19 protein-coding genes are annotated in these 18,674 nt (G+C 46.1%); all 19 read right to left on the bottom strand.

From position 1 onward, the window contains the following. Positions 1–3 precede the first annotated feature (3 nt). A complete protein-coding gene (locus H8Z76_RS04050) occupies positions 4–333 on the bottom strand; it encodes a ribosomal-processing cysteine protease Prp (RefSeq protein WP_022515783.1) in 330 nt (109 codons plus the stop codon). 17 nt (positions 334–350) lie between these two features. Then, positions 351–659, bottom strand: a complete 309-nt coding sequence (gene rplU / locus H8Z76_RS04045) for a 50S ribosomal protein L21 (RefSeq protein WP_022515784.1) — start codon at positions 657–659, stop codon at positions 351–353. 103 nt (positions 660–762) lie between these two features. Further along, the gene (locus H8Z76_RS04040) at positions 763–2,028 is read right to left on the bottom strand and encodes a ribonuclease E/G (protein WP_243240417.1); all 1,266 of its coding nucleotides are present in this window, start codon (positions 2,026–2,028) and stop codon (positions 763–765) included. 34 nt (positions 2,029–2,062) lie between these two features. Beyond that, complete coding sequence (locus tag H8Z76_RS04035; protein WP_186981731.1) at positions 2,063–2,794, bottom strand: TIGR03936 family radical SAM-associated protein; 732 nt, start codon at positions 2,792–2,794, stop codon at positions 2,063–2,065. Next, positions 2,778–4,646, bottom strand: coding sequence for a TIGR03960 family B12-binding radical SAM protein (locus H8Z76_RS04030; protein ID WP_186981730.1), 1,869 nt, complete (start codon positions 4,644–4,646; stop codon positions 2,778–2,780). Before H8Z76_RS04030 ends, H8Z76_RS04035 begins: the two co-directional genes overlap by 17 nt. A gap of 8 nt (positions 4,647–4,654) precedes the next feature. Then, positions 4,655–4,948, bottom strand: coding sequence for a hypothetical protein (locus H8Z76_RS04025; RefSeq protein WP_022515788.1), 294 nt, complete (start codon positions 4,946–4,948; stop codon positions 4,655–4,657). Between the two features lie 146 nt (positions 4,949–5,094). Further along, a complete protein-coding gene (locus H8Z76_RS04020; RefSeq protein ID WP_186981729.1) occupies positions 5,095–6,450 on the bottom strand; it encodes a citrate/2-methylcitrate synthase in 1,356 nt (451 codons plus the stop codon). Positions 6,451–6,486: 36 nt separating this feature from the next. Next, complete coding sequence (locus H8Z76_RS04015; protein WP_022515790.1) at positions 6,487–6,927, bottom strand: MarR family winged helix-turn-helix transcriptional regulator; 441 nt, start codon at positions 6,925–6,927, stop codon at positions 6,487–6,489. Between the two features lie 126 nt (positions 6,928–7,053). Then, positions 7,054–8,334 carry a bifunctional phosphoribosyl-AMP cyclohydrolase/phosphoribosyl-ATP diphosphatase HisIE gene (gene hisIE / locus H8Z76_RS04010; protein ID WP_022515791.1) on the bottom strand — a complete coding sequence of 427 codons (1,281 nt, stop codon included), beginning with the start codon at positions 8,332–8,334 and terminating at the stop codon, positions 7,054–7,056. 14 nt (positions 8,335–8,348) lie between these two features. Next, positions 8,349–8,936: an imidazoleglycerol-phosphate dehydratase HisB gene (gene hisB / locus H8Z76_RS04005; RefSeq protein WP_022515792.1), complete on the bottom strand. Its 588-nt coding sequence runs from the start codon at positions 8,934–8,936 to the stop codon at positions 8,349–8,351. A gap of 11 nt (positions 8,937–8,947) precedes the next feature. Then, a complete protein-coding gene (gene hisD, locus H8Z76_RS04000; protein ID WP_186981728.1) occupies positions 8,948–10,249 on the bottom strand; it encodes a histidinol dehydrogenase in 1,302 nt (433 codons plus the stop codon). A gap of 22 nt (positions 10,250–10,271) precedes the next feature. Next, the gene (gene hisG / locus H8Z76_RS03995; protein WP_022515794.1) at positions 10,272–10,925 is read right to left on the bottom strand and encodes an ATP phosphoribosyltransferase; all 654 of its coding nucleotides are present in this window, start codon (positions 10,923–10,925) and stop codon (positions 10,272–10,274) included. Between the two features lie 3 nt (positions 10,926–10,928). Continuing rightward, entirely contained in the window at positions 10,929–12,122 is a 1,194-nt protein-coding gene (gene hisZ, locus H8Z76_RS03990; protein WP_022515795.1) for an ATP phosphoribosyltransferase regulatory subunit, read from the bottom strand. Between the two features lie 111 nt (positions 12,123–12,233). After that, a complete protein-coding gene (locus tag H8Z76_RS03985) occupies positions 12,234–12,767 on the bottom strand; it encodes a Holliday junction resolvase RecU (RefSeq protein ID WP_147618072.1) in 534 nt (177 codons plus the stop codon). Positions 12,768–12,840: 73 nt separating this feature from the next. Beyond that, entirely contained in the window at positions 12,841–14,283 is a 1,443-nt protein-coding gene (locus tag H8Z76_RS03980) for an ATP-binding protein (protein WP_243240415.1), read from the bottom strand. A gap of 39 nt (positions 14,284–14,322) precedes the next feature. Next, positions 14,323–15,309: an RluA family pseudouridine synthase gene (locus H8Z76_RS03975; protein WP_186981727.1), complete on the bottom strand. Its 987-nt coding sequence runs from the start codon at positions 15,307–15,309 to the stop codon at positions 14,323–14,325. Positions 15,310–15,327: 18 nt separating this feature from the next. Further along, positions 15,328–17,283 (bottom strand): YgiQ family radical SAM protein, encoded by a 1,956-nt coding sequence (locus H8Z76_RS03970; RefSeq protein WP_186981726.1) that lies wholly within the window; start codon positions 17,281–17,283, stop codon positions 15,328–15,330. Then, positions 17,276–17,950: an HAD family hydrolase gene (locus H8Z76_RS03965; protein WP_022515847.1), complete on the bottom strand. Its 675-nt coding sequence runs from the start codon at positions 17,948–17,950 to the stop codon at positions 17,276–17,278. The genes H8Z76_RS03970 and H8Z76_RS03965 overlap by 8 nt, the downstream gene beginning before the upstream one ends. After that, positions 17,944–18,669 (bottom strand): pseudouridine synthase, encoded by a 726-nt coding sequence (locus H8Z76_RS03960; protein WP_186981725.1) that lies wholly within the window; start codon positions 18,667–18,669, stop codon positions 17,944–17,946. The genes H8Z76_RS03965 and H8Z76_RS03960 overlap by 7 nt, the downstream gene beginning before the upstream one ends. Between the last annotated feature and the right edge of the window lie 5 nt (positions 18,670–18,674).

The raw sequence follows: 18,674 nt of genomic DNA, 5'->3' as shown, positions 1-18,674 counted from the left end.
GACCTACACCTCCTTGATCTTGAGAACGAGATAATTGTTCCCGTAATTTACCTGTATTCCCTCTAAGCCTAAGACCAGGGAATCCATGAGAAGTTTTCCGTTGGCATCCGCCTGTCCTTTGAACCGGAACCGGATCTCACCGGTTTCCTCATCTGACTCGGCTTCTGCGGCGTTCTCTGTTAAATTTTCAACAGAATTGATCGTATTGATGACAAGAGCCGAAACTCCCGCACAAACGATATCCTGACCGACATCCGCGTAACGCGCATGACCGGTACAGTCAAAACCCTCATACCGTCCGTCTGGATCTTTGTAAATCGTTACTTTAACCATAACAATTCCCTTATCGATTAGCCATTAATTTTTTCGATCTTAACCTGAGTGAACGCCTGTCTGTGACCGTTTTTCTTGTGATATCCAGATTTTCTCTTGTACTTGTAAACGATAACTTTCTTTGCTCTTCCTTCTTTTACAACGGAAGCAGTAACGGTTGCGTTAGCGACTGTCGGATCTCCAACTACTAATTTACCGTTGTTTACAGCTAAAACCTGATCAAATGTTACAGTCTCTCCGGCTTCTGCACCAAGTTTTTCAATGGTAATGATATCGCCTTCGGATACTTTGTACTGTTTACCACCTGTTGCTATAATTGCGTACATATGGCACCTCCTATTTATCATTACTCGCCAGTTGCGGTGCTGTATTTCTACAGACTTATAACCTCACTGTGCGGCATACTATTAGAGAATAGCATACAAGCCCCTATTCGTCAACACTTTTTTGAAAATTAATTTGTTCGCGCAATGTTTTTTGTACTTTCTTTCGGGTTAGCTCCACAAGCCCGAGTTTTGTAATATCGATAAGCTGAACCGGCACCGGATCTTTTTTTAACTCCGTGCGGAATGCATGCATCAGTTCTGCTTTTGCTTCCTCACTGTCCATATTGATGAAATCCACAATACAGATACCGGATATGTTGCGCAGCCTGAGCTGTCTTGCAATCTCTCCTGCCGCCTCAAGGTTGATCTTTTTAAAATTCTCGGCAGCAGATTTTTTGGCGATATTCTTTCCGCTGTTGACATCAATGACGGTCAGAGCCTCGGTTGGCTGGATCACAAGATAGGCACCGGACTTCAGCCATACCCGCTCTCTTAAGGCGTCACGGAGTTCCCGTTCCAGTGAATAGAGCTTAAAAAGCGGCAGCATGGGATCCTCATACATTCTTACCTGCCCGGCAAAATTCGGATTCTTCTCATAATAGGAAGTGATTGAAAGATACGCTTCCCGGTCATCCGTTACGATCTCTGTGAGGGAGGCGAGATCGGCATCCTGCAGGGTCTTTCGAAACCCATGCTCCGGCTGATGGATCAGACTGAAACAGGTCTTATGCACCGCAGTCTCCTTTATATGCATAAATTCCTGCTCCAGTTCTTCCAGTTCCTGCAATATTTCATTGTCAGCTGCATTTTTCGCGTTTGTTCGAACAATTAAGCCATATTCATCCTTTTTATGCGCTTCCAGCAATTCACGGAAATGCAACCGGGCATCGTGCTCTAATTTGGATGAGATCCCGAGTTTTGTATTTTCCGTAGTCAGCACCAGATAATTTCCGGTAAAATTCAGATTGGTGGACAGAACCGGATCTTTCGTCTTCATGGCTTCTTTTTCCACCTGGACTAAGAGTTCATCCCCGATGCAGAGCGGTTTCTTCCCGATTTTTTTTGTAAATATCGGATTTTTTTGCTTCTCCATCGGATAATAGCCCTGCCCGCCATCCGCGGTGATCTGAATGAACGCGGCATTTAGATTTTTTACCACGTTGGAAACTCTTCCTATATAAATGTTGCCGAGAATGGACATCTGGTCTGCCGGAATGCAGGACAGCCCCCGCAGCACATCATCTTCATAGGTCGCAGTGATCCAGTAAGAAACGCTTTTATCCTCGTTCCGCAACTGTGCCGGTACGCCTGCAAGCGCAAGCAGTTCCGGTGAAAGCGTCTGTCTGGTGAGCACCAGTTTTTTTTTCATCTGTTTCTCCCCCTTTCATCACGCATCACAGGTTTTAAATGTCGGAAGCCGTAATATCTTCTCCCAGCGCGCCAAGCGGCAGGAATCCCTGTTTTTCATCCTGCGCATACACATCCAGACGATGGATCTGGAACGCAAACTCTTGATATTCTAAGGAAAGGAATTCATAGAACGCCTGTAAAACGAGTTCCGGCTTCAAATTATTCGTACTGCCGGTACAGACTTTAAGATAAAAAACAGGTTTCCCCTGTTCTTCCAAAATCTTAAAATCGTAAACCAGCTGCTTTAGATCCATGACTTTTTCACTTTTTTTCGTTTTTTTCGTGATCAACACTTCTGCTCTGTCATAAAAAAATGTATTTAACCGGCTGCGCCATTCTTCGACAGAACAGGGATTCTCGTAGCCGTCCTTGATATAAATCTTATAATCTGCCGCCGCGACAATGGACATGGCGTTCTTCGCAGGATCCGGAAGCTTTTTATATTCTAAGATTTTGACGCCGTCAACCATCGCGCTATTCAGGTTTACGATCGACTGTTCCGTGGTTTCCGTTGAATTCACCTCGATATCGAGATATTCACCGTCACTGGTAATACCGACACCGAGCGGTGCTGCAAAAGACATGATCTGATGCGGCGAAAAGCCTTCGGAATATTTGATATCGATGTCTGCCCTGCGCATTGCCTTCTGGAAATAACGCATCATATCCAGATGTCCGATAAATTTCATGACACTGGATTTTGCAAATTTAATTCTTACCTTCAAAGCAGACACCTCCTTTATAATTCATAGCGCCGCAGCCGGAACACTGCATCCGGCAGTTTGGCGTGACTTTCTCCTCCATTGCGGTCTTCCACTGGCGGATCATAAATTCTTTTGTAACACCGGCATCGATGAAATCCCATGGGAACACTTCATCCAACGAGCGTTCCCGCATTGTGTAAAAATCAGGATCCATTCCGATCTCTTTAAACGTTTCGATCCATCTGTTGTTGTCAAAAAATTCGGACCATGCGTCAAAGATACATCCGTTTTCATAGGCTTTTAAGATTGCCTGTCCGACTTTTCGGTCGCCTCTTGCAAAGATTCCCTCAAGAACCGTGACATCCGCCTCATGCCAGTTATATTTGATACTCTTACGGTTCAGCTGCTCTTTTACCGCGTCATTTACGATCTTTGCCCTGCCAAGGTAATTATCCTTATCGTACATTCTCGCCCACTGGAACGGGGTGAACGGCTTTGGAACAAAGAAGGAAGTACTGATCGTGATCTGACATTTTCCGTTTCGCTGATCCTTCGGGATCTCATAATAACGAACCGCGATCTTATTGGCAAGTTCCGCGATCGCACGCATATCCTCAGGAGTCTCCGTCGGCAGTCCAAGCATGAAATACAATTTCACCTTCTGCCATCCGCCTTCAAATGCCATTCCCGCGCCATGCAAAATGACATCCTCCGTCAGTCCCTTGTTGATCACGTTTCTAAGGCGCTGTGAGCCGGCTTCCGGCGCAAAGGTCAGGCTGCTTTTTCGGATATCCTGTACTTTTCCCATGACATCCAGCGAAAACGCATCGATACGCAGGGATGGAAGCGAAATGTTAACTCCCTTTTCTTTGAAGTTATCAATCAGGAAATTCACCAGTTCTTCTAACTGTGAGTAATCACTGGAGCTCAGCGAGCTGAGCGATATCTCCTCGTGTCCGGTATTTTTTAACATTTCGTAAGCGTGCTTTTTTAAGACCGAAATATCTTTCTCGCGGTTTGGCCGGTAGATCATCCCCGCTTGACAGAAACGGCACCCGCGGATACAGCCGCGCTGGATCTCTAAAACCACACGATCCTGCGTCACCTTGATAAAAGGTACGATCGGCTTTTCCGGGTAAGGCGCATCAGTCAGATCCATGACGACCTGTTTTTCCACCTTTGCCGGTACATCCTCAAATACCGGTTTCATTTCCTCTATCGTGCCGTCTTCCTTATAACTCACTTCATAGAGGGACGGAACATACATACCTGGAATTTTCGCGGCTTCATGTAAAAACTCAGCTCTCGAGGAACCGTTCTTTCGACAGACTTTGTAAAGCGCAAACAGCTGATCGTACCGGATCTCGCCCTCTCCAATATAAAAAAGATCAAAGAAATCCGCTAACGGCTCCGGGTTGTAAGTACATGGTCCGCCACCGATCACGACCGGGACATCCCAGTCCCTGTTTTTCGCGTAAAACGGAATCTGCGCCAGATCAAGGATCTGTAAAATATTGGTATAACACATCTCATACTGGATCGTAATTCCAAGGAAGTCAAAGTCTTTCACTGCATCCTGGGTTTCCAGCGCGAAAAGCGGGATCTGCTGCTCTTTCATGATCTTATGCAGATCCGGCCACGGTGAAAACACGCGTTCACAGTAGACATCTTCTCTCTGATTGAACATATCATACAGGATCTGCATGCCCAGATGTGACATTCCGATCTCATATACATCCGGAAAACACATCGCGAAACGTATGTCCACCTGCGTTGGATCTTTTTTTACCATATTTAATTCATTTCCTATATAACGGGCGGGTTTGTCCACCGTCAATAAGATTTCATCCGATAATGCTAATTTTGTATTCATTCTCTACCTCACAAATTGATGGAATCGAATATCATCATAACATATTTTTCAAGATTTGTATAATCATAGTTTTCTTCTATCTTTTCAATGATCTCATCCGTGGAAAGCCCGAAAATATGCAGATCACTCTTTTGTGCCGCAAAAAATAACGCAAAGAGCGAAACGGCAAAAAAGAGCCGCAGACGGATTCCCGGGGACGCGACAGCTTTTGGCGGTTCCGGCGTTTCAATCCCACACTCCGGAAAGGAATTGCGTACCTCCTCAATATATCTTTTTCGGTTTTGGATGTCTTCTCCTGTCATACTGCCTCCATTATCCAGAAAGTTTACATAATATTTTTATGTCAACTTCACATTTTTTCCTGCTTTATATCAGGATATGAGACGCCTCCCTCTTCCATAACAAAAAATAGAAGCAAATAAAAGCTTCTATTTTTTGTGACATCGTTCTATCTTGCGTCACGCTCGATATATTCTTTTTTATCAACGAGGCTCCGATATGCCGGACGGATAATACGATCTGCGGAGATCAGTTCCTCGATCCGGTGCGCGCTCCAGCCGACAATTCTTGCGATCGCAAACAGCGGCGTATACAGCTCAACCGGTATGCCAAGCATGTCATAAACAAATCCACTGTAAAAATCGACGTTTGGGCTTACTCCTTTATAAATCTTGCGTTCTTTGGCGATCAGTTCCGTGGCGATCTTTTCTACATTGTTATAAAGTGCCATATCCTCTTCCCTGTCTTTGTTTTTCGCAAGCCGCTCAACAAAGTCCTTAAAGATCACTTCTCGCGGATCGGACAGCGAATATACCGCATGCCCCATACCATAGACAAGTCCCTTGTGATCGAATGCCTGTTTATTTAAGATCTTATCCAGATACTCTCTCAGCTGCGATTCGTTTTCCGCGTTCGGTACATGTGCGCGGATATCTTCCATCATTTTCATAACCATGATGTTTGCGCCACCGTGTTTCTTTCCTTTCAAGGAAGAAAGCGCTGCCGCGATCGCGGAATAGGTATCGGAACCGGATGACGTTACCACACGCGTGGTGAAGGTGGAGTTGTTACCGCCGCCATGCTCCATATGAAGCAGCAGCGCAACATCCAGTACATTTGCCTCAAGATGTGAGAACTGCATATCCGGGCGCAGCATACGCAGGAAATTTTCCGCGATCGACAGATTCGGATCCGGACGGTGGATATACATACTGTCGTTATTCTCATAATGGTTATACGCGTGATAAGCATATACCGCCATCATCGGAAACAGACTGATCAGCTGAATGCTCTGGCGTAAGACATTGCTGATCGAGAGATCTGCCGTATGGTCATCATAGGAAGCAAGCGTCAGTACGCTTCGTGTCATCGAGTTCATGATATCATGGCTTGGTGCTTTCATGATAACGTCTCTCGTAAAGTTCGTCGGCATTTCCATACAATCCGCAATGATCTTGCGAAATTCATTGAGCTGTCTGGTTGACGGCAGCTCTCCGAAAAGCAGAAGGTAAGCACCTTCCTCGAAGATAAAGCGCCGGTTTTTGCTTCCCTTTACCAGATCTTTTACATCATAGCCACGATACAGAAGCTGACCGTCGCACGGAACCTGTTTTCCATCCACATTTTTAAAAGCCGTGATCTCCGAAATATTGGTAAGTCCGGTCAGAACCCCCTTTCCGTTTTCGTCACGCAGACCGCGCTTTACGCCATACTGCTGATACAGTTCCTTTGAAACTGCGTCATTTCGCATACACAGGCCTTCTAATTTTTTCGCATAGTCAATAGCATTGTCACGATTTCCCATTTGTCACCCAATCCTTTCTAGTCGATTACCTCATAGTTACAATTTCCTCAATTCCTCCGTAATATTCTGCTGCATCCTGCCGCAGATCTGGTCCAAAAAGATCCTCTCTTCCTCGCTGATCCCGTGTAACAGGACATGCCAGCATTCTTCATGTACTTTCAAAAAATCTTTGATGACCGCGTCTGATTTCTCCATCAGGAAAATATGGTTGAAACGGTGGTCTTCCCGATCCTCATGCAGCCGGATAAACCCAAGCGCCTTTAAGTTATCAATGGATTTTGACACATGTGCTTTTGAAATGTGTTTCTGTCCCATGATGTCTTTGGCGGTATCACCATAATGCCCGCTCGCCAGATATGCCAGGATATCCAGCTCGATCTTGCGCAGACCGTATTTTTGCATCAGCGGTTCTGATTTTTTCTCCAGGAGCTTTTTCAATTCCGCTCCTAACGTAAGCACTTCGTATTCTTTATACATTTCCGTAGTCTCCGTCGTTTGGTTCACTTGTGAACTATCTAAAATTATAACGTTCGGACACAAGGATGTCAAGAAAAACTGCACACCGCTTTTGATCGCTGGTGTGCAGTTTCTTCTGTAATCGCTTTATCGCTGTGATAATTCCGCAGTGATCTCCTCCCATGTAACGCCCTTTTCTACCATCAGAACCATGACATGATAAAGGAAATCCGAAATTTCGTATTTAATTTCTTCCGGATCCGGATTTTTTGCGGCGATCACGATCTCCGTGCATTCCTCTCCGCATTTCTTTAAGATCTTGTCGATCCCCTTGTCAAACAGATAATTGGTGTAGGATCCCTCTCTCGGATGTTCCTTCCGGTCAGCAATCACATTGTAGACCGTCTCAAACACCTTGAGCGGATTTTTCTCCACATACTCTTTTTTGATGATCTCATTGAAAAAGCAGGTACGGTTTCCGGTATGGCACGCGGCACCGATCTGTGAAACTCTTGCGAGCAGGGTGTCATAATCACAGTCCGCCGTTAAAGATTTCACATACTGAATGTGACCGGATGTCATGCCCTTGATCCAGAGTTCCTGTCTGCTCCTGCTGTAATAGGTCATCTTTCCGATATTGATCGTAGTGTTAAATGCCTCCTCGTTCATGTAGGCAAGCATCAAAACATCGTTTGTCTTATAATCCTGCACAATGACCGGAACCATGCCGTCTGAATTTAACTTTAAGTCCGACCACTGAACCGAAGGCTCAAAATTATCCATCTTGATCCCGGCAGCTCTGCAGTCTGCCTTTAACTCCATCACGTCGATCTCCGGGTGTCCGATGAAATCGCCCATAATCCCGCGCACATTGACTTTCCGCAGTGTTTCTATGATCTCATCTGCCTCATAGCTGTCCGTCTGCACAATATAAGGGATCGGGGTCATGCTCTCAACTGCTTCTACGATCGCCGGATCCACGACAACCAGTTCATGGAACATTTCCGTCATTTCCGCGGAATGCTTAAAAATGTAATCCACATTCTCAATGGATAAAAGCATTTTTTCCTTTCCGAACCGCTTGCTTCCCTCATCCGCGAGCTGTGCCGTTTCCGGCTTGGAAGCGTTTAACACGACCTGTTTACATCCGGCATAAAGTATTTTCTTAATATCTTCAAGCCGGTTGATGTTTCCGCCCGCGCAGATCGGAATCTCGATATTCTGCGCCAGCTTTTTTATTGTCTGGATATTCTTTTCATGCTCTTTGTCATCTTCTGAAAGATCATAGATGATGATCTTGTCAATCCCGCTGTCGTTATACAGACGTACTTTGGAGTACAGATTCCCGGCAGACGTAAAATCCCGGAATCCGTTTACCGCAGCTCCGTCCTTTAAATATAATGTTGATACAATGGTCTTTTTTTCCATAAAATACTACCTTACTATAAACTGCCTTTCGTCGATAAAATATCCGTGATCCTCGGATCAAAACCGGTTGCCTCATCCAACGCCCTTGCAAATGCCTTAAACATTGCCTCGATCATGTGATGGTTATTTCCACCGGAAAGCACTTTGATATGGAGGTTCATGCCGGCGGTATACGAAATGGCATAGAAAAATTCCTTTACCATTTCTGTATCCATATATCCCACACGATCTGTCGTAAACTCTCCGTCAAAGGAAAGATATGGCCTGCCGGAAAGATCAACGGCACAGAGCACCAATGTCTCGTCCATGGGCAGAATACAGCTTCCGAAGCGCTTCATGCCCTTCTTATCTCCCACAGCTTCCTTGATCGCTGTTCCAAGGACAATGCCGGTGTCCTCGATCGTATGATGACAATCCACGATCAGATCTCCCTTTACCCTCAGGTTAAGGTCGAACATGCCATGACGGGAAAAGCCGTCCAGCATATGATCGAAGAAACCGATCCCGGTGTCAATATCTGCTTTTCCGCTGCCGTCTAAGTTAAGTGTCAGCGCGATATCTGTCTCTTTTGTTGTTCTTTTACAGTCTGCGATACGTTCCATGGCCGCTCTCCTTAATTCTTTTTGTCTTCAAATCTCACACGGATCGAATTTGCATGCGCGGTAAGCTGCTCACACTCCGCAAACTGTACGATGTCACGGTAGATCGGCTGCAATGCCTCTCTGGAGTAAGAAATGATACTGGATTTCTTTACAAAGGCATCCACGCCAAGCGGTGAGAAGAATTTTGCGGTTCCGTTGGTCGGAAGTACATGGTTTGGCCCCGCGAAATAATCGCCGAGCGGTTCACTGCTGTATTCGCCAAGGAAGATTGCTCCGGCGTTACGGATCTTTGTCATTGTCTCAAACGGATTTACCGTGATGATCTCAAGGTGTTCCGGTGCGATCTCATTCGCTGTCGCGACCGCGGTCTCCATATCATCGGCAACAAGAATATATCCAAACTGATCGAGGGATTTCTGGATGATCTCTTTTCTGGAAAGCTCTGCTACAAAGCCGTCCACTTCCTTTGATACTTCCTCTGCCAGTTTCTGGCTCGTGGTCACAAGGATCGCGGAAGCCATCTCGTCATGTTCCGCCTGGGAAAGCAGATCTGCCGCAACATAACGCGCATTCGCAGTCTCATCTGCCAGAACAAGGATCTCGCTCGGACCTGCGATCGAATCAATGCTGACATAACCGAACACTGCTTTTTTAGCCAGTGCAACATAAATATTTCCAGGTCCTACGATCTTGTCTACTTTCGGAATACTTTCGGTTCCAAATGCGAGCGCTGCGATCGCCTGTGCGCCGCCGACCTTGTAGATCTTATCTGCGCCTGCTTCTTTTGCCGCAACCAGTGTGGAAGGATTTACCTTTCCGTCACGTCCCGGCGGTGTTGTCATGATGATCTCATCCACGCCCGCGACTTTAGCCGGAACAATGTTCATGAGTACCGAAGAAGGATAAACCGCTTTCCCACCCGGAACATAAACGCCGACACGTTGAAGCGGTGTCACCTTCTGACCTAAGATCGCTCCGTTATCCTCGGTTGCGATCCAGCTGTTCTGCTTTTGCTTTTCATGGTAGGAACGGATATTGACGAGTGCCTTACGCATTACATTAAGAAGCGTTTCATCCACTTTCTCATAGGCTTCTTTGATCTCTTCCTCCGTGACTAAAATATTGTCTGCATTGATGTCAGCCCCGTCAAATTTCTTTGAATATTCAAAAATAGCTTCATCCTTGTTTTTTCGAACATTTGCAACAATTTCAGCCACGCTGCCTTCAAAGTCTCCATAGTTGTTCGGACTGCGTTTTAATAAATTTTCCAGAATGTTTTCTGTAGCTTCTTTGGTTAAGTTTACAATTCTCATATCAGATCAAACTTCCTTTCCTTTAATTCTCCCTTAATACCTGCTTTAAGTCGGTGATCAGTTTTGTAATACGTTCGTTCTCCATCTTCATGCTGACCTGGTTTACCACCATACGGGCAGACAGCGGGCAGACCTCCTCTAAGACTACAAGTCCGTTTTCCCTTAACGTAGAACCGGTCTCCACAATATCGCAGATGACCTCGGAAAGTCCTACGATCGGCGCAAGCTCGATCGAACCGTTTAACTTGATGATCTCAACAGTCTGATGCTTTTTGTTATAGAAATAATCTTTTGCGATCCGCGGGTATTTTGTCGCGACACGGATCTGCTCATGATGCTGCAGCAGTTCCTTTGCTTCCGCCGGGCCGCAGATGCACATACGGCATTTTCCAAATCCAAGATCAAGCACTTCATAAATGTTTCTGGCTTCTTCTAAGATCGTATCCTTTCCGACAATACCGATATCAGCCGCGCCGTACTCCACATAAGTCGGCACATCCGGTCCCTTTGCCAGGAAGAAACGCAGTTTGTACTCCTCATTTACGAAGATCAGCTTGCGGGTATTTTTGTCTTTCATTTCCTCACAGGTGATCCCGATCTTTTCAAACGTCTCCAGTGTTTTATTTGCAAGACGTCCCTTACCTAAAGCGAACGTTAAGTATCTCATGTCTTCCATCTTTTATTCCCCAATCTTATATGTAATATGCGTAATTCCGGTTCTCTTTGCATAAGCCTCATAATCTGCCTTCGCGTGCGCGGTATCATAAGGGATCAGTTCTACGGCCTTTCCCTTTTTCCGCAGCGCGCCCGCCTGTTCGATCGACTCTTTCTTATGCGCTTCATCATAAACCAGAAGCTGTGTCTCGTTTTTAGTCTCAACCTCGATCTTCTGTCTGGACAAAGCAGCTAAAAGCTGGTCGATCACGACCGCGAATCCGATCGCCGGTGACTCCTTGCCGAAGTGTGTTAAAAGCGCGTCATAACGTCCGCCCTTTACGATCGGTTCTCCGCTTCCAAACGTATAGCCTGCGAAGATAATGCCGGTGTAGTAATGATACTTGCTGATCACGCTGAGTTCATAGGAAACGTATTTATCCACACCGTAAAGTTTTAAGACTTCATCCAGTTTCTCAAGACGTTCCAGCGCATGTAAGATCTTGTCATATCCTGCCGCCAGCTGCTTTACTTCTGCCAGATCCTCCGCAGAATTGTAAAACGTTCCGATCTTTCCAAACATCTGTTTTAATTCCGGTGCCAGTGAAAGGTTTGCGACAAACTCCTCCACGCCAAAGAAATTTTTGTTCGAGATCAGATCCTTTAACTCTTCCTCACGTTCCTCATCAAGCCCTGCGGCATCCATGAGACCCTGTAAAAATCCCACATGTCCGATTCCAAGCTGAAATTCCTTTAACCCGGAAGTGAGCAGGCACTCCACAGCCATTGCAATGATCTCAGCGTCCGCATCCACAGAATCCGCTCCGATCAGTTCCGCGCCAAGCTGGGTATTTTCCTTTAAACGCCCCTGATAGCTGTTATTATTGATGAATGTATTTCCCATATAGCAGAGCCGGATCGGCAGATCCTCATCCATATAGTATTTTACCGCACACCGCGCAATGGATGGCGTCATATCCGGGCGTAACACCAGTGTATTGCCCTCCCGGTCAAAGAACTTATAAAGCTCTCTCGACGGAATCGTTCCGATCTCTTTTCCGAATATATCAAAAAACTCAAAGGTCGGGGTCTCTATGAAATGATATCCGTAGTTCTTTAAGGTACTGCGCAGATGATCCTGCAGCACCATTTTCTTCTCACATTCCCCGTTGTAAATATCCCGGACTCCCTCCGGTGTATGAAGTAACTGCTGTCTCATAAAATCCTCCAAATCCCTTTTGTAATTATACTTTTTCGCTTCCACTTTAGCGTGCTACCATGCTACCACGCCAAAATGCTTATCCTATTATATCCAGTAACCGCTAAAATGTCAATCCCTCATATCCAAATCCCTCTGCAATCCGGTCAGATACGGCACTAAAACGCCCCGTTCCACCGAAAGAAAGAAGGAGGGATCCAGTTCCTCGCGCCGGAAACTCTTGCGTCCGCCTTCCTTTGCGCGGTTCCAGAACTTTAAGAGTTCGGCAAGCCGCAGGTAATAAAATTCGTCCCTTGCCGTAAAAGACACAAGAAAAAATGCGATACCGCCCTGCTTTTCAAAATCCTCCATGAACTTCACCTGATGTTCATGGATGTTCTGAAGCGGGAATGTGTCGGTATTGCATTCTTTCGCGTCAAAGCAGACCGGAATGCCCTGCACGGCTCCGATATAGTCTACCGTACTTCTCTGGTCAAAATAAGCCAGTGTGATATGCCTGGTCTGCTTGTCAATATTGATCGGTGTGATCGGAGTCGGCACTTTCTGGATCAGTGCCAGTCCGTTTTCCAGATATTTTTCATTGGTGCGGTTAATAAATTCCTCTAAGGTGGAACCTCTTAAACCTCTTGAATTCCAGGTTGCCATACTATCCCCCAGTGTCTTTGTCATTCTAAGGAAAATTATACCGCAAGGAGAACATTTGTGCAACCGGGTGAGGCTACTTAACGGTTGTTATATAACGCTGATTCTGGCTGTTTGGTTTATCGGGAATAGTCATTGTAATAAGTCCCTGATCCATCAGCGGTTTTAAATATTTTTTCGTAAAACTTTTTGCATTTTTATAACCGCAATATGCCATAATTTCTGATTTTTTTCGTGGTTCCTTACAGTACGCAGTAATTTTATCGGAAATATCGACTTGGGTGGTGACTTGGGTGGCGACTTGGGTGGCGACTTGGGTGGTGTCCACGGCATGCTCCACATACTTCCTGTTTTTTAACGTTGCGTGAAGCATAAAAGCTTCCATATAGTATTCCGGAGACGGCAGTCCGGCTTCTTTCATTTCATTATATAACCGGTCGACACCTTCCCCATATTCACGCACATATTCATATTCATGAAGCACTTCTGCAATTTTCGGATTTCTTGAGAAATGAACCTGCCGCATATTATTGATCCTGACAATCCCGGGCAGAGTGCCCGGACTTTCCACTGTAAAATGATCATCAAACATTTTTATCTGAATATCAGTGCCTTTAATGCTGTAATCCCTGTGAGCGATCGCATTCACAATGATTTCTTTCCATGCAAATTCGGGATATTCGGATTCCGTAACGAATTTTCCCTCTCTTCCAAGATAAGTATGTTCTTTTATCTGGTCACGGACAAAATCTATAGACTGTTCCACAATCTGAAGAATTCTTCCTTCAAAAATTTTATCCTTAACCACGTTCATTTGTGCACCAACCCTGGCTTCTGTTCCCTCATAACGGATAAAACGTACCCGCGCACGCTTAAAATATTGCTGTGGTTCTTTACCAAACAACAAAATCGCCGCGCCACTCAACTCTTCCCTGCCGTTGGCTGACACCAGAAAGCTTTTATTTTGACGGATATACTCCTCCGGTGTTTTTCCATAGCCGATTCTTTTGCAATATGCAGCAACTTCGTTCATATCAAGATCGTTTATGGATGTGCCATATACCGGTTCATCTTCAAAATACCTTGCTCCTTTTGCATACATAAGCTGCATGCGTTCATCAAATGTAAGTTTTTTTGATTTATCACCAACACGTAAATACACTTCATCTCTGTGATTTGCATGCAGTTCACTGCTCTGTGGAACATAGATCAGCAAAATATGGTTCTTTTTTCCATTATCATCCACACATTCGATCGTCTGTGTTTCAATACGAATTGTCGGTACGCAAAAATCAAACGGAGCCCGCAGAATCTCATTGATATTCGGTAAATAGTCATCAATTCCCGTAATTTTTCCATTGTCTTCAATGCCAATCGCCAGCAGTCCACCATCGGCATTCGCAAACGCTATCATTGGTGTTGCAATCGTCGCTGCAGTAATCCTCGCACTTTTACGATCAAATTCCTGTTTTTCTGTTGTAAAACACATATCTTCAATCGTCATTTTTCGAATATTCATATAACGAAGCGGCTCCTTTCATTTCTATATTTTTTGCTGTCACCGCTGTTCATATTCCCTTTGAAAAATTTTTCTGTCAACTCCTGCCAGCTTTTCAAAGCTCTCCGGCACCGGCGCTGTCACTTTTCTCCCATCCGGGAATTCCAAGCGGTAAGCATGCAGCATCTGCCCACGGATGCCGTACTTTTTCTTTAACGTCAGGTTCCAGTTATGGTCTCCGTATTTTTCATCTCCGGCAATCGGATGGCCGATGGATGCCAGGTGCGCACGGATCTGATGGGAACGTCCGGTGATCAGATGGACTTCAAGGAGCGTAGCGTCCGGAAACGTTTCAACCGGCGTATATTCGGTTTCGATATACCTGCTGTCCGGAACTTCTTTCGAATAAATCTGAACCTGATTGCTGCCTTCATCCTTTTTCAGATAGCCGGTGATCTTCTTTTTCTCCGCAACGGTTCCCTTTACGATACAGCGGTAATATTTTTTCATGCTCCGGTCTTTTAAGCATTCTGCCACCTCCTGCAGCCCGCGCAGACTTTTTCCTGCGATCAGAAGTCCGGATGTGTTACGATCTAAGCGGTTGCAGATGGATGGCCGGAAAGTGCGCAGATCCTCCCCGGTCAGTGCGCCGGTGTCAAGCAGATACTCCATAATATATTCATTGGCGGAAACATCCGATGGCTTTGCCTTCTGGGACAACATCCCCTGCGGTTTATTGATGATCAGAATATCCTCATCTTCATAAACAACTGAAAGGGAGACCGGCTTTAACTTCACGTTCGCTTCATCCTTATGCACAGACGGCTGACCCGCGAATTTCAGGAAAGTCTCATCCGAGAGAAAAAGCTTTACATGATCCCCCTCCTGTAATTTCTCAACACCCTCAGCTTTCTTTCCGTTTAAGGTAATGTTCTTCTTTCGGAGCATCTTGTAAAGGAAACCGTTTGAAGCCTCTTTCAGCAATTTGTGAAGGTATTTATCCAGTCTTTGATTTGCCTCATTTTTCCCAATAATATATTCTTTCATGATTTCTCCAACATTTTGTTATTTCTGCTTCTTTTTGTGTACGTTGCGGATCGGTTTACGCCCGGTACTTTTTTTCTTTGCGCCATTGGAATTGCCCGCCGAATTTCCGGAATATTTTGGCTTCGTGCGCCCGGACTGCGTTCTTGCCTGTGGCTTTCCGCTTTTTTCACTCTTTAACTTACGCGGACGGATCAGACATTTTTCGTCAAATCCGATCAGATCCTCACGCCCCGCCTTGATCAGTGCCTCATGTACCAGATCATAATTTTCCGGATTCCGGTACTGGATCAGCGCACGCTGCATCGCCTTCTCATGCGGATTGGTCGCAACATAGACCGGCTGCATGGTTCGCGGATCAAGCCCAGTGTAGTACATGCAGGTCGAGATCGTGGACGGCGTCGGGTAAAAGTCCTGCACCTGCTCCGGCATATAGCCGAGATCCCGCAAAAACTCCGCAAGCTCCACGGCTTCCTTTAATGTGGATCCCGGATGGGAACTCATCAGATACGGCACAAGATACTGCTTTTTCCCGAGTTTCTCGTTCATGGCTTTGTACTCTTTCACAAATTCACGGTAAACCGCAACCGGCGGTTTCCCCATCTTTTCCAGCACGGCATCTGAAATATGCTCCGGTGCCACCTTAAGCTGCCCGCTCACATGATGCTCACAGAGCTCCCGCAAAAATGTGCGGTCTTTGTCCGCCAGAAGATAATCAAATCGGATTCCCGAACGGATAAAGACCTTCTTTACTTTTGGAAGCGCACGCAGTTTGTGCAGCAGTTCAATGTAATCTTTGTGATCTGCGATCAGATTTGCGCATGGTTTCGGGAACAGACACTGTTTGTTCGGACAGGCGCCTTTGGTGAGCTGCTTTTTGCATGCCGGTGCGCGGAAATTCGCGGTCGGCCCGCCGACGTCATGGATATAACCTTTAAATCCCGGATCTTCCGTGATCATTTTTGCTTCTTTTAAGATAGACTCCTGACTGCGCGCCTGTATGATCCGTCCCTGATGAAATGTCAACGCGCAGAAACTGCATCCTCCAAAGCAGCCCCGGTTGCTGATCAGGCTGTATTTCACTTCGGAAATGGCAGGTACGCCGCCCGCGCTCTCGTAACTCGGATGATACGCCCGCATATACGGAAGGTCATATACCTGATCCATTTCAAGTTTTGACAACGGGTTCTGCGGCGGATTCTGCACAACGAACATTTTTTCGTCATACGTTTCAAAGAGCCGCTTGCCGGAAAACGGATCGGTATTGCAGTACTGTGTATAAAAGCTTTTCGCATAGGCGCGCTTGTCCGACTTGATCTCCTCAAAGTGCGGCAGCTCAATGGCATCGTAGATATCCTCACGGTTTCTGGTCTTGTAAACCGTACCGTCAATAAAGGTAATATCTTTGACCGCAAGTCCGCTGTCCAGAGCTTCTGCGATCTGTACGACACTGCGTTCGCCCATGCCGTACATGATAAGATCCGCACCGGAATCTAAAAGGATCGAACGTTTCACCCTGCCCGACCAGTAATCGTAATGTCCGAGTCTGCGCAGGCTCGCCTCGATGCCGCCAATCAGGATCGGGGTATGTTTATAGGTCTGCCTTATCAGGTTGCAGTAAACGATCGTCGCATAGTCCGGGCGTTTTCCCATCACACCGCCCGGGGTAAAGGAATCCATGTTCCGTCTGTGTTTGGACACCGAATAATGATTTACCATGGAGTCCATGTTTCCCGCAGTCACAAGAAAACCGAGACGCGGCTCACCAAGGATCGAAATGCTGTCCTTATCCCGCCAGTCCGGCTGTGAAATGATGCCGACCGTATAGCCATGCAGCTGCAAAATGCGGCTGATAATGGCATGTCCGAACGAGGGATGATCCACATAGGCATCCCCGATCACATACACAAAGTCAAGCTGCGTGATGTGTTCCCTTTCCATATCTTCTTTTGAAATTGGTAAAAATCCGTTACTCATTTCTCAAATCCTCATACGAATGATCCAGTACCTGCTCATAGGACGTAATATAAAAATCCGCCAGTTTCTTTTTGGTGTCGATAAGATCCTCAGAATATTGATCCGCGACCGCGCATACCGTCATCCCCGCGTTTTTTCCTGCCAGAATGCCGTTTGGAATGTCCTCAAATACCAGACAGTCCGCCGGGTCAACCTTTAAATGCTTCGCCGCACTTAAAAACACATCCGGCGCCGGTTTGCCTTTTTTGACTTCATCCGAGGTCTGAAACACCTCAATGTAGGAATACAGATCGTGTGCCGTGGCAACCGCGTTTAAAAGGTCTCTCGAATTGCTGGTCGCGATCCCGGTCCGGATCCCGTTCGCCTTTAAGTACTGCAAAAATTTCAGCGCACCAGGTTTAAAAGGAACTTCCTTTTCGTATTTTTCCCGGGCCATATTATTCCAGATCACTTTTAATTCTTCCGGTGTCTCTGGGATTGGAAATGCTTTTGCAAAGTACTCCGCCGTCTCATCAAAACTCATGCCCTCGATCTTTGCTTCTAAATCTTCCGGATAGGCAAGCCCTTTTTTTGCCAGAAATTCTATGTCAATGCCCTTCCACATCCACATGGAATCCACCAGCGTGCCGTCCAGATCAAATATCACCGCTTTTTTATTTTTTAACATGTCTGATTTCCCTTCAAATCTTCGATTTCTTTTTCTGTGAGCGGCCGGTACTGTCCGCTCTCTAACGTCTCATCCAGTGTGAGTGTTCCCATGGAAAGCCGCTTTAAATAAAGGACTTCCTTCCCGACTGTCTCAAACATCCGCTTTACCTGATGGAATTTTCCCTCCGTGATCGTAAGCATGATCTCCGATATGTCACCCGCCTTTAAGATCACAAGTTCTGCCGGAAGTGTCGGCCGTTTTTCACCGATATCCAATCCTTCATTCATCTTTGCTGCATCCGTCTCATCCACGCATCCCCGGATCCGGGCAAAATAAGTTTTTGCCACATGCTTTTTCGGGGCAAGCAGGCGGTGCGCGAGTTCCCCGTCATTGGTGATAAGGAGCAGCCCTTCGGTATCGATATCGAGCCTGCCAACCGGGAACAGATCTTTTTTGCCCGGTTCATCAATGAGATCGAGCACCGTCTCATGTCTTAAGTCCTCGGTAGCGGACACGCAGCCCGCCGGTTTGTTTAACATATAGTAGGAAAATGTGGCATAAGAGACCACCACACCGTTTACCGTGACCTGATCTTCTCCCGGCGTCACCCTGACTTCCGGTCGCCCGGCGGTTTCCCCGTTTACCGTAACCAGTCCTTTTTTTATTTTTTCCTTGATCTCACTTCTTGTTCCGATCCCCATATCGGCAAGATATTTATCCAGTCTTAAACTTTTCATTTTTA

This window comes from Roseburia yibonii (assembly GCF_014297335.1).
Classification (GTDB): domain Bacteria; phylum Bacillota; class Clostridia; order Lachnospirales; family Lachnospiraceae; genus Roseburia_D; species Roseburia_D yibonii.
Note: the sequence above shows the minus strand (reverse complement) of the source record. Positions and strands in the feature narration are given on the sequence as shown.

Coding starts and splice junctions, on each gene's coding strand:
- H8Z76_RS03980 (WP_243240415.1), bottom strand. CDS start 14,283: ATGAATATTCGAAAAATGACGATTGAAGATATGTGTTTTACAACAGAA.
- H8Z76_RS04040 (WP_243240417.1), bottom strand. CDS start 2,028: ATGAAAAAAAAACTGGTGCTCACCAGACAGACGCTTTCACCGGAACTG.
- hisIE (WP_022515791.1), bottom strand. CDS start 8,334: ATGGAAAAAAAGACCATTGTATCAACATTATATTTAAAGGACGGAGCT.
- H8Z76_RS03965 (WP_022515847.1), bottom strand. CDS start 17,950: ATGTTAAAAAATAAAAAAGCGGTGATATTTGATCTGGACGGCACGCTG.
- H8Z76_RS03960 (WP_186981725.1), bottom strand. CDS start 18,669: ATGAAAAGTTTAAGACTGGATAAATATCTTGCCGATATGGGGATCGGA.
- hisZ (WP_022515795.1), bottom strand. CDS start 12,122: ATGAGACAGCAGTTACTTCATACACCGGAGGGAGTCCGGGATATTTAC.
- H8Z76_RS03985 (WP_147618072.1), bottom strand. CDS start 12,767: ATGGCAACCTGGAATTCAAGAGGTTTAAGAGGTTCCACCTTAGAGGAA.
- hisD (WP_186981728.1), bottom strand. CDS start 10,249: ATGAGAATTGTAAACTTAACCAAAGAAGCTACAGAAAACATTCTGGAA.
- H8Z76_RS04030 (WP_186981730.1), bottom strand. CDS start 4,646: ATGAATACAAAATTAGCATTATCGGATGAAATCTTATTGACGGTGGAC.
- rplU (WP_022515784.1), bottom strand. CDS start 659: ATGTACGCAATTATAGCAACAGGTGGTAAACAGTACAAAGTATCCGAA.
- H8Z76_RS03975 (WP_186981727.1), bottom strand. CDS start 15,309: ATGAAAGAATATATTATTGGGAAAAATGAGGCAAATCAAAGACTGGAT.
- H8Z76_RS04015 (WP_022515790.1), bottom strand. CDS start 6,927: ATGTATAAAGAATACGAAGTGCTTACGTTAGGAGCGGAATTGAAAAAG.
- H8Z76_RS04020 (WP_186981729.1), bottom strand. CDS start 6,450: ATGGGAAATCGTGACAATGCTATTGACTATGCGAAAAAATTAGAAGGC.
- H8Z76_RS03970 (WP_186981726.1), bottom strand. CDS start 17,283: ATGAGTAACGGATTTTTACCAATTTCAAAAGAAGATATGGAAAGGGAA.
- H8Z76_RS04050 (WP_022515783.1), bottom strand. CDS start 333: ATGGTTAAAGTAACGATTTACAAAGATCCAGACGGACGGTATGAGGGT.
- H8Z76_RS04025 (WP_022515788.1), bottom strand. CDS start 4,948: ATGACAGGAGAAGACATCCAAAACCGAAAAAGATATATTGAGGAGGTA.
- hisB (WP_022515792.1), bottom strand. CDS start 8,936: ATGGAACGTATCGCAGACTGTAAAAGAACAACAAAAGAGACAGATATC.
- hisG (WP_022515794.1), bottom strand. CDS start 10,925: ATGGAAGACATGAGATACTTAACGTTCGCTTTAGGTAAGGGACGTCTT.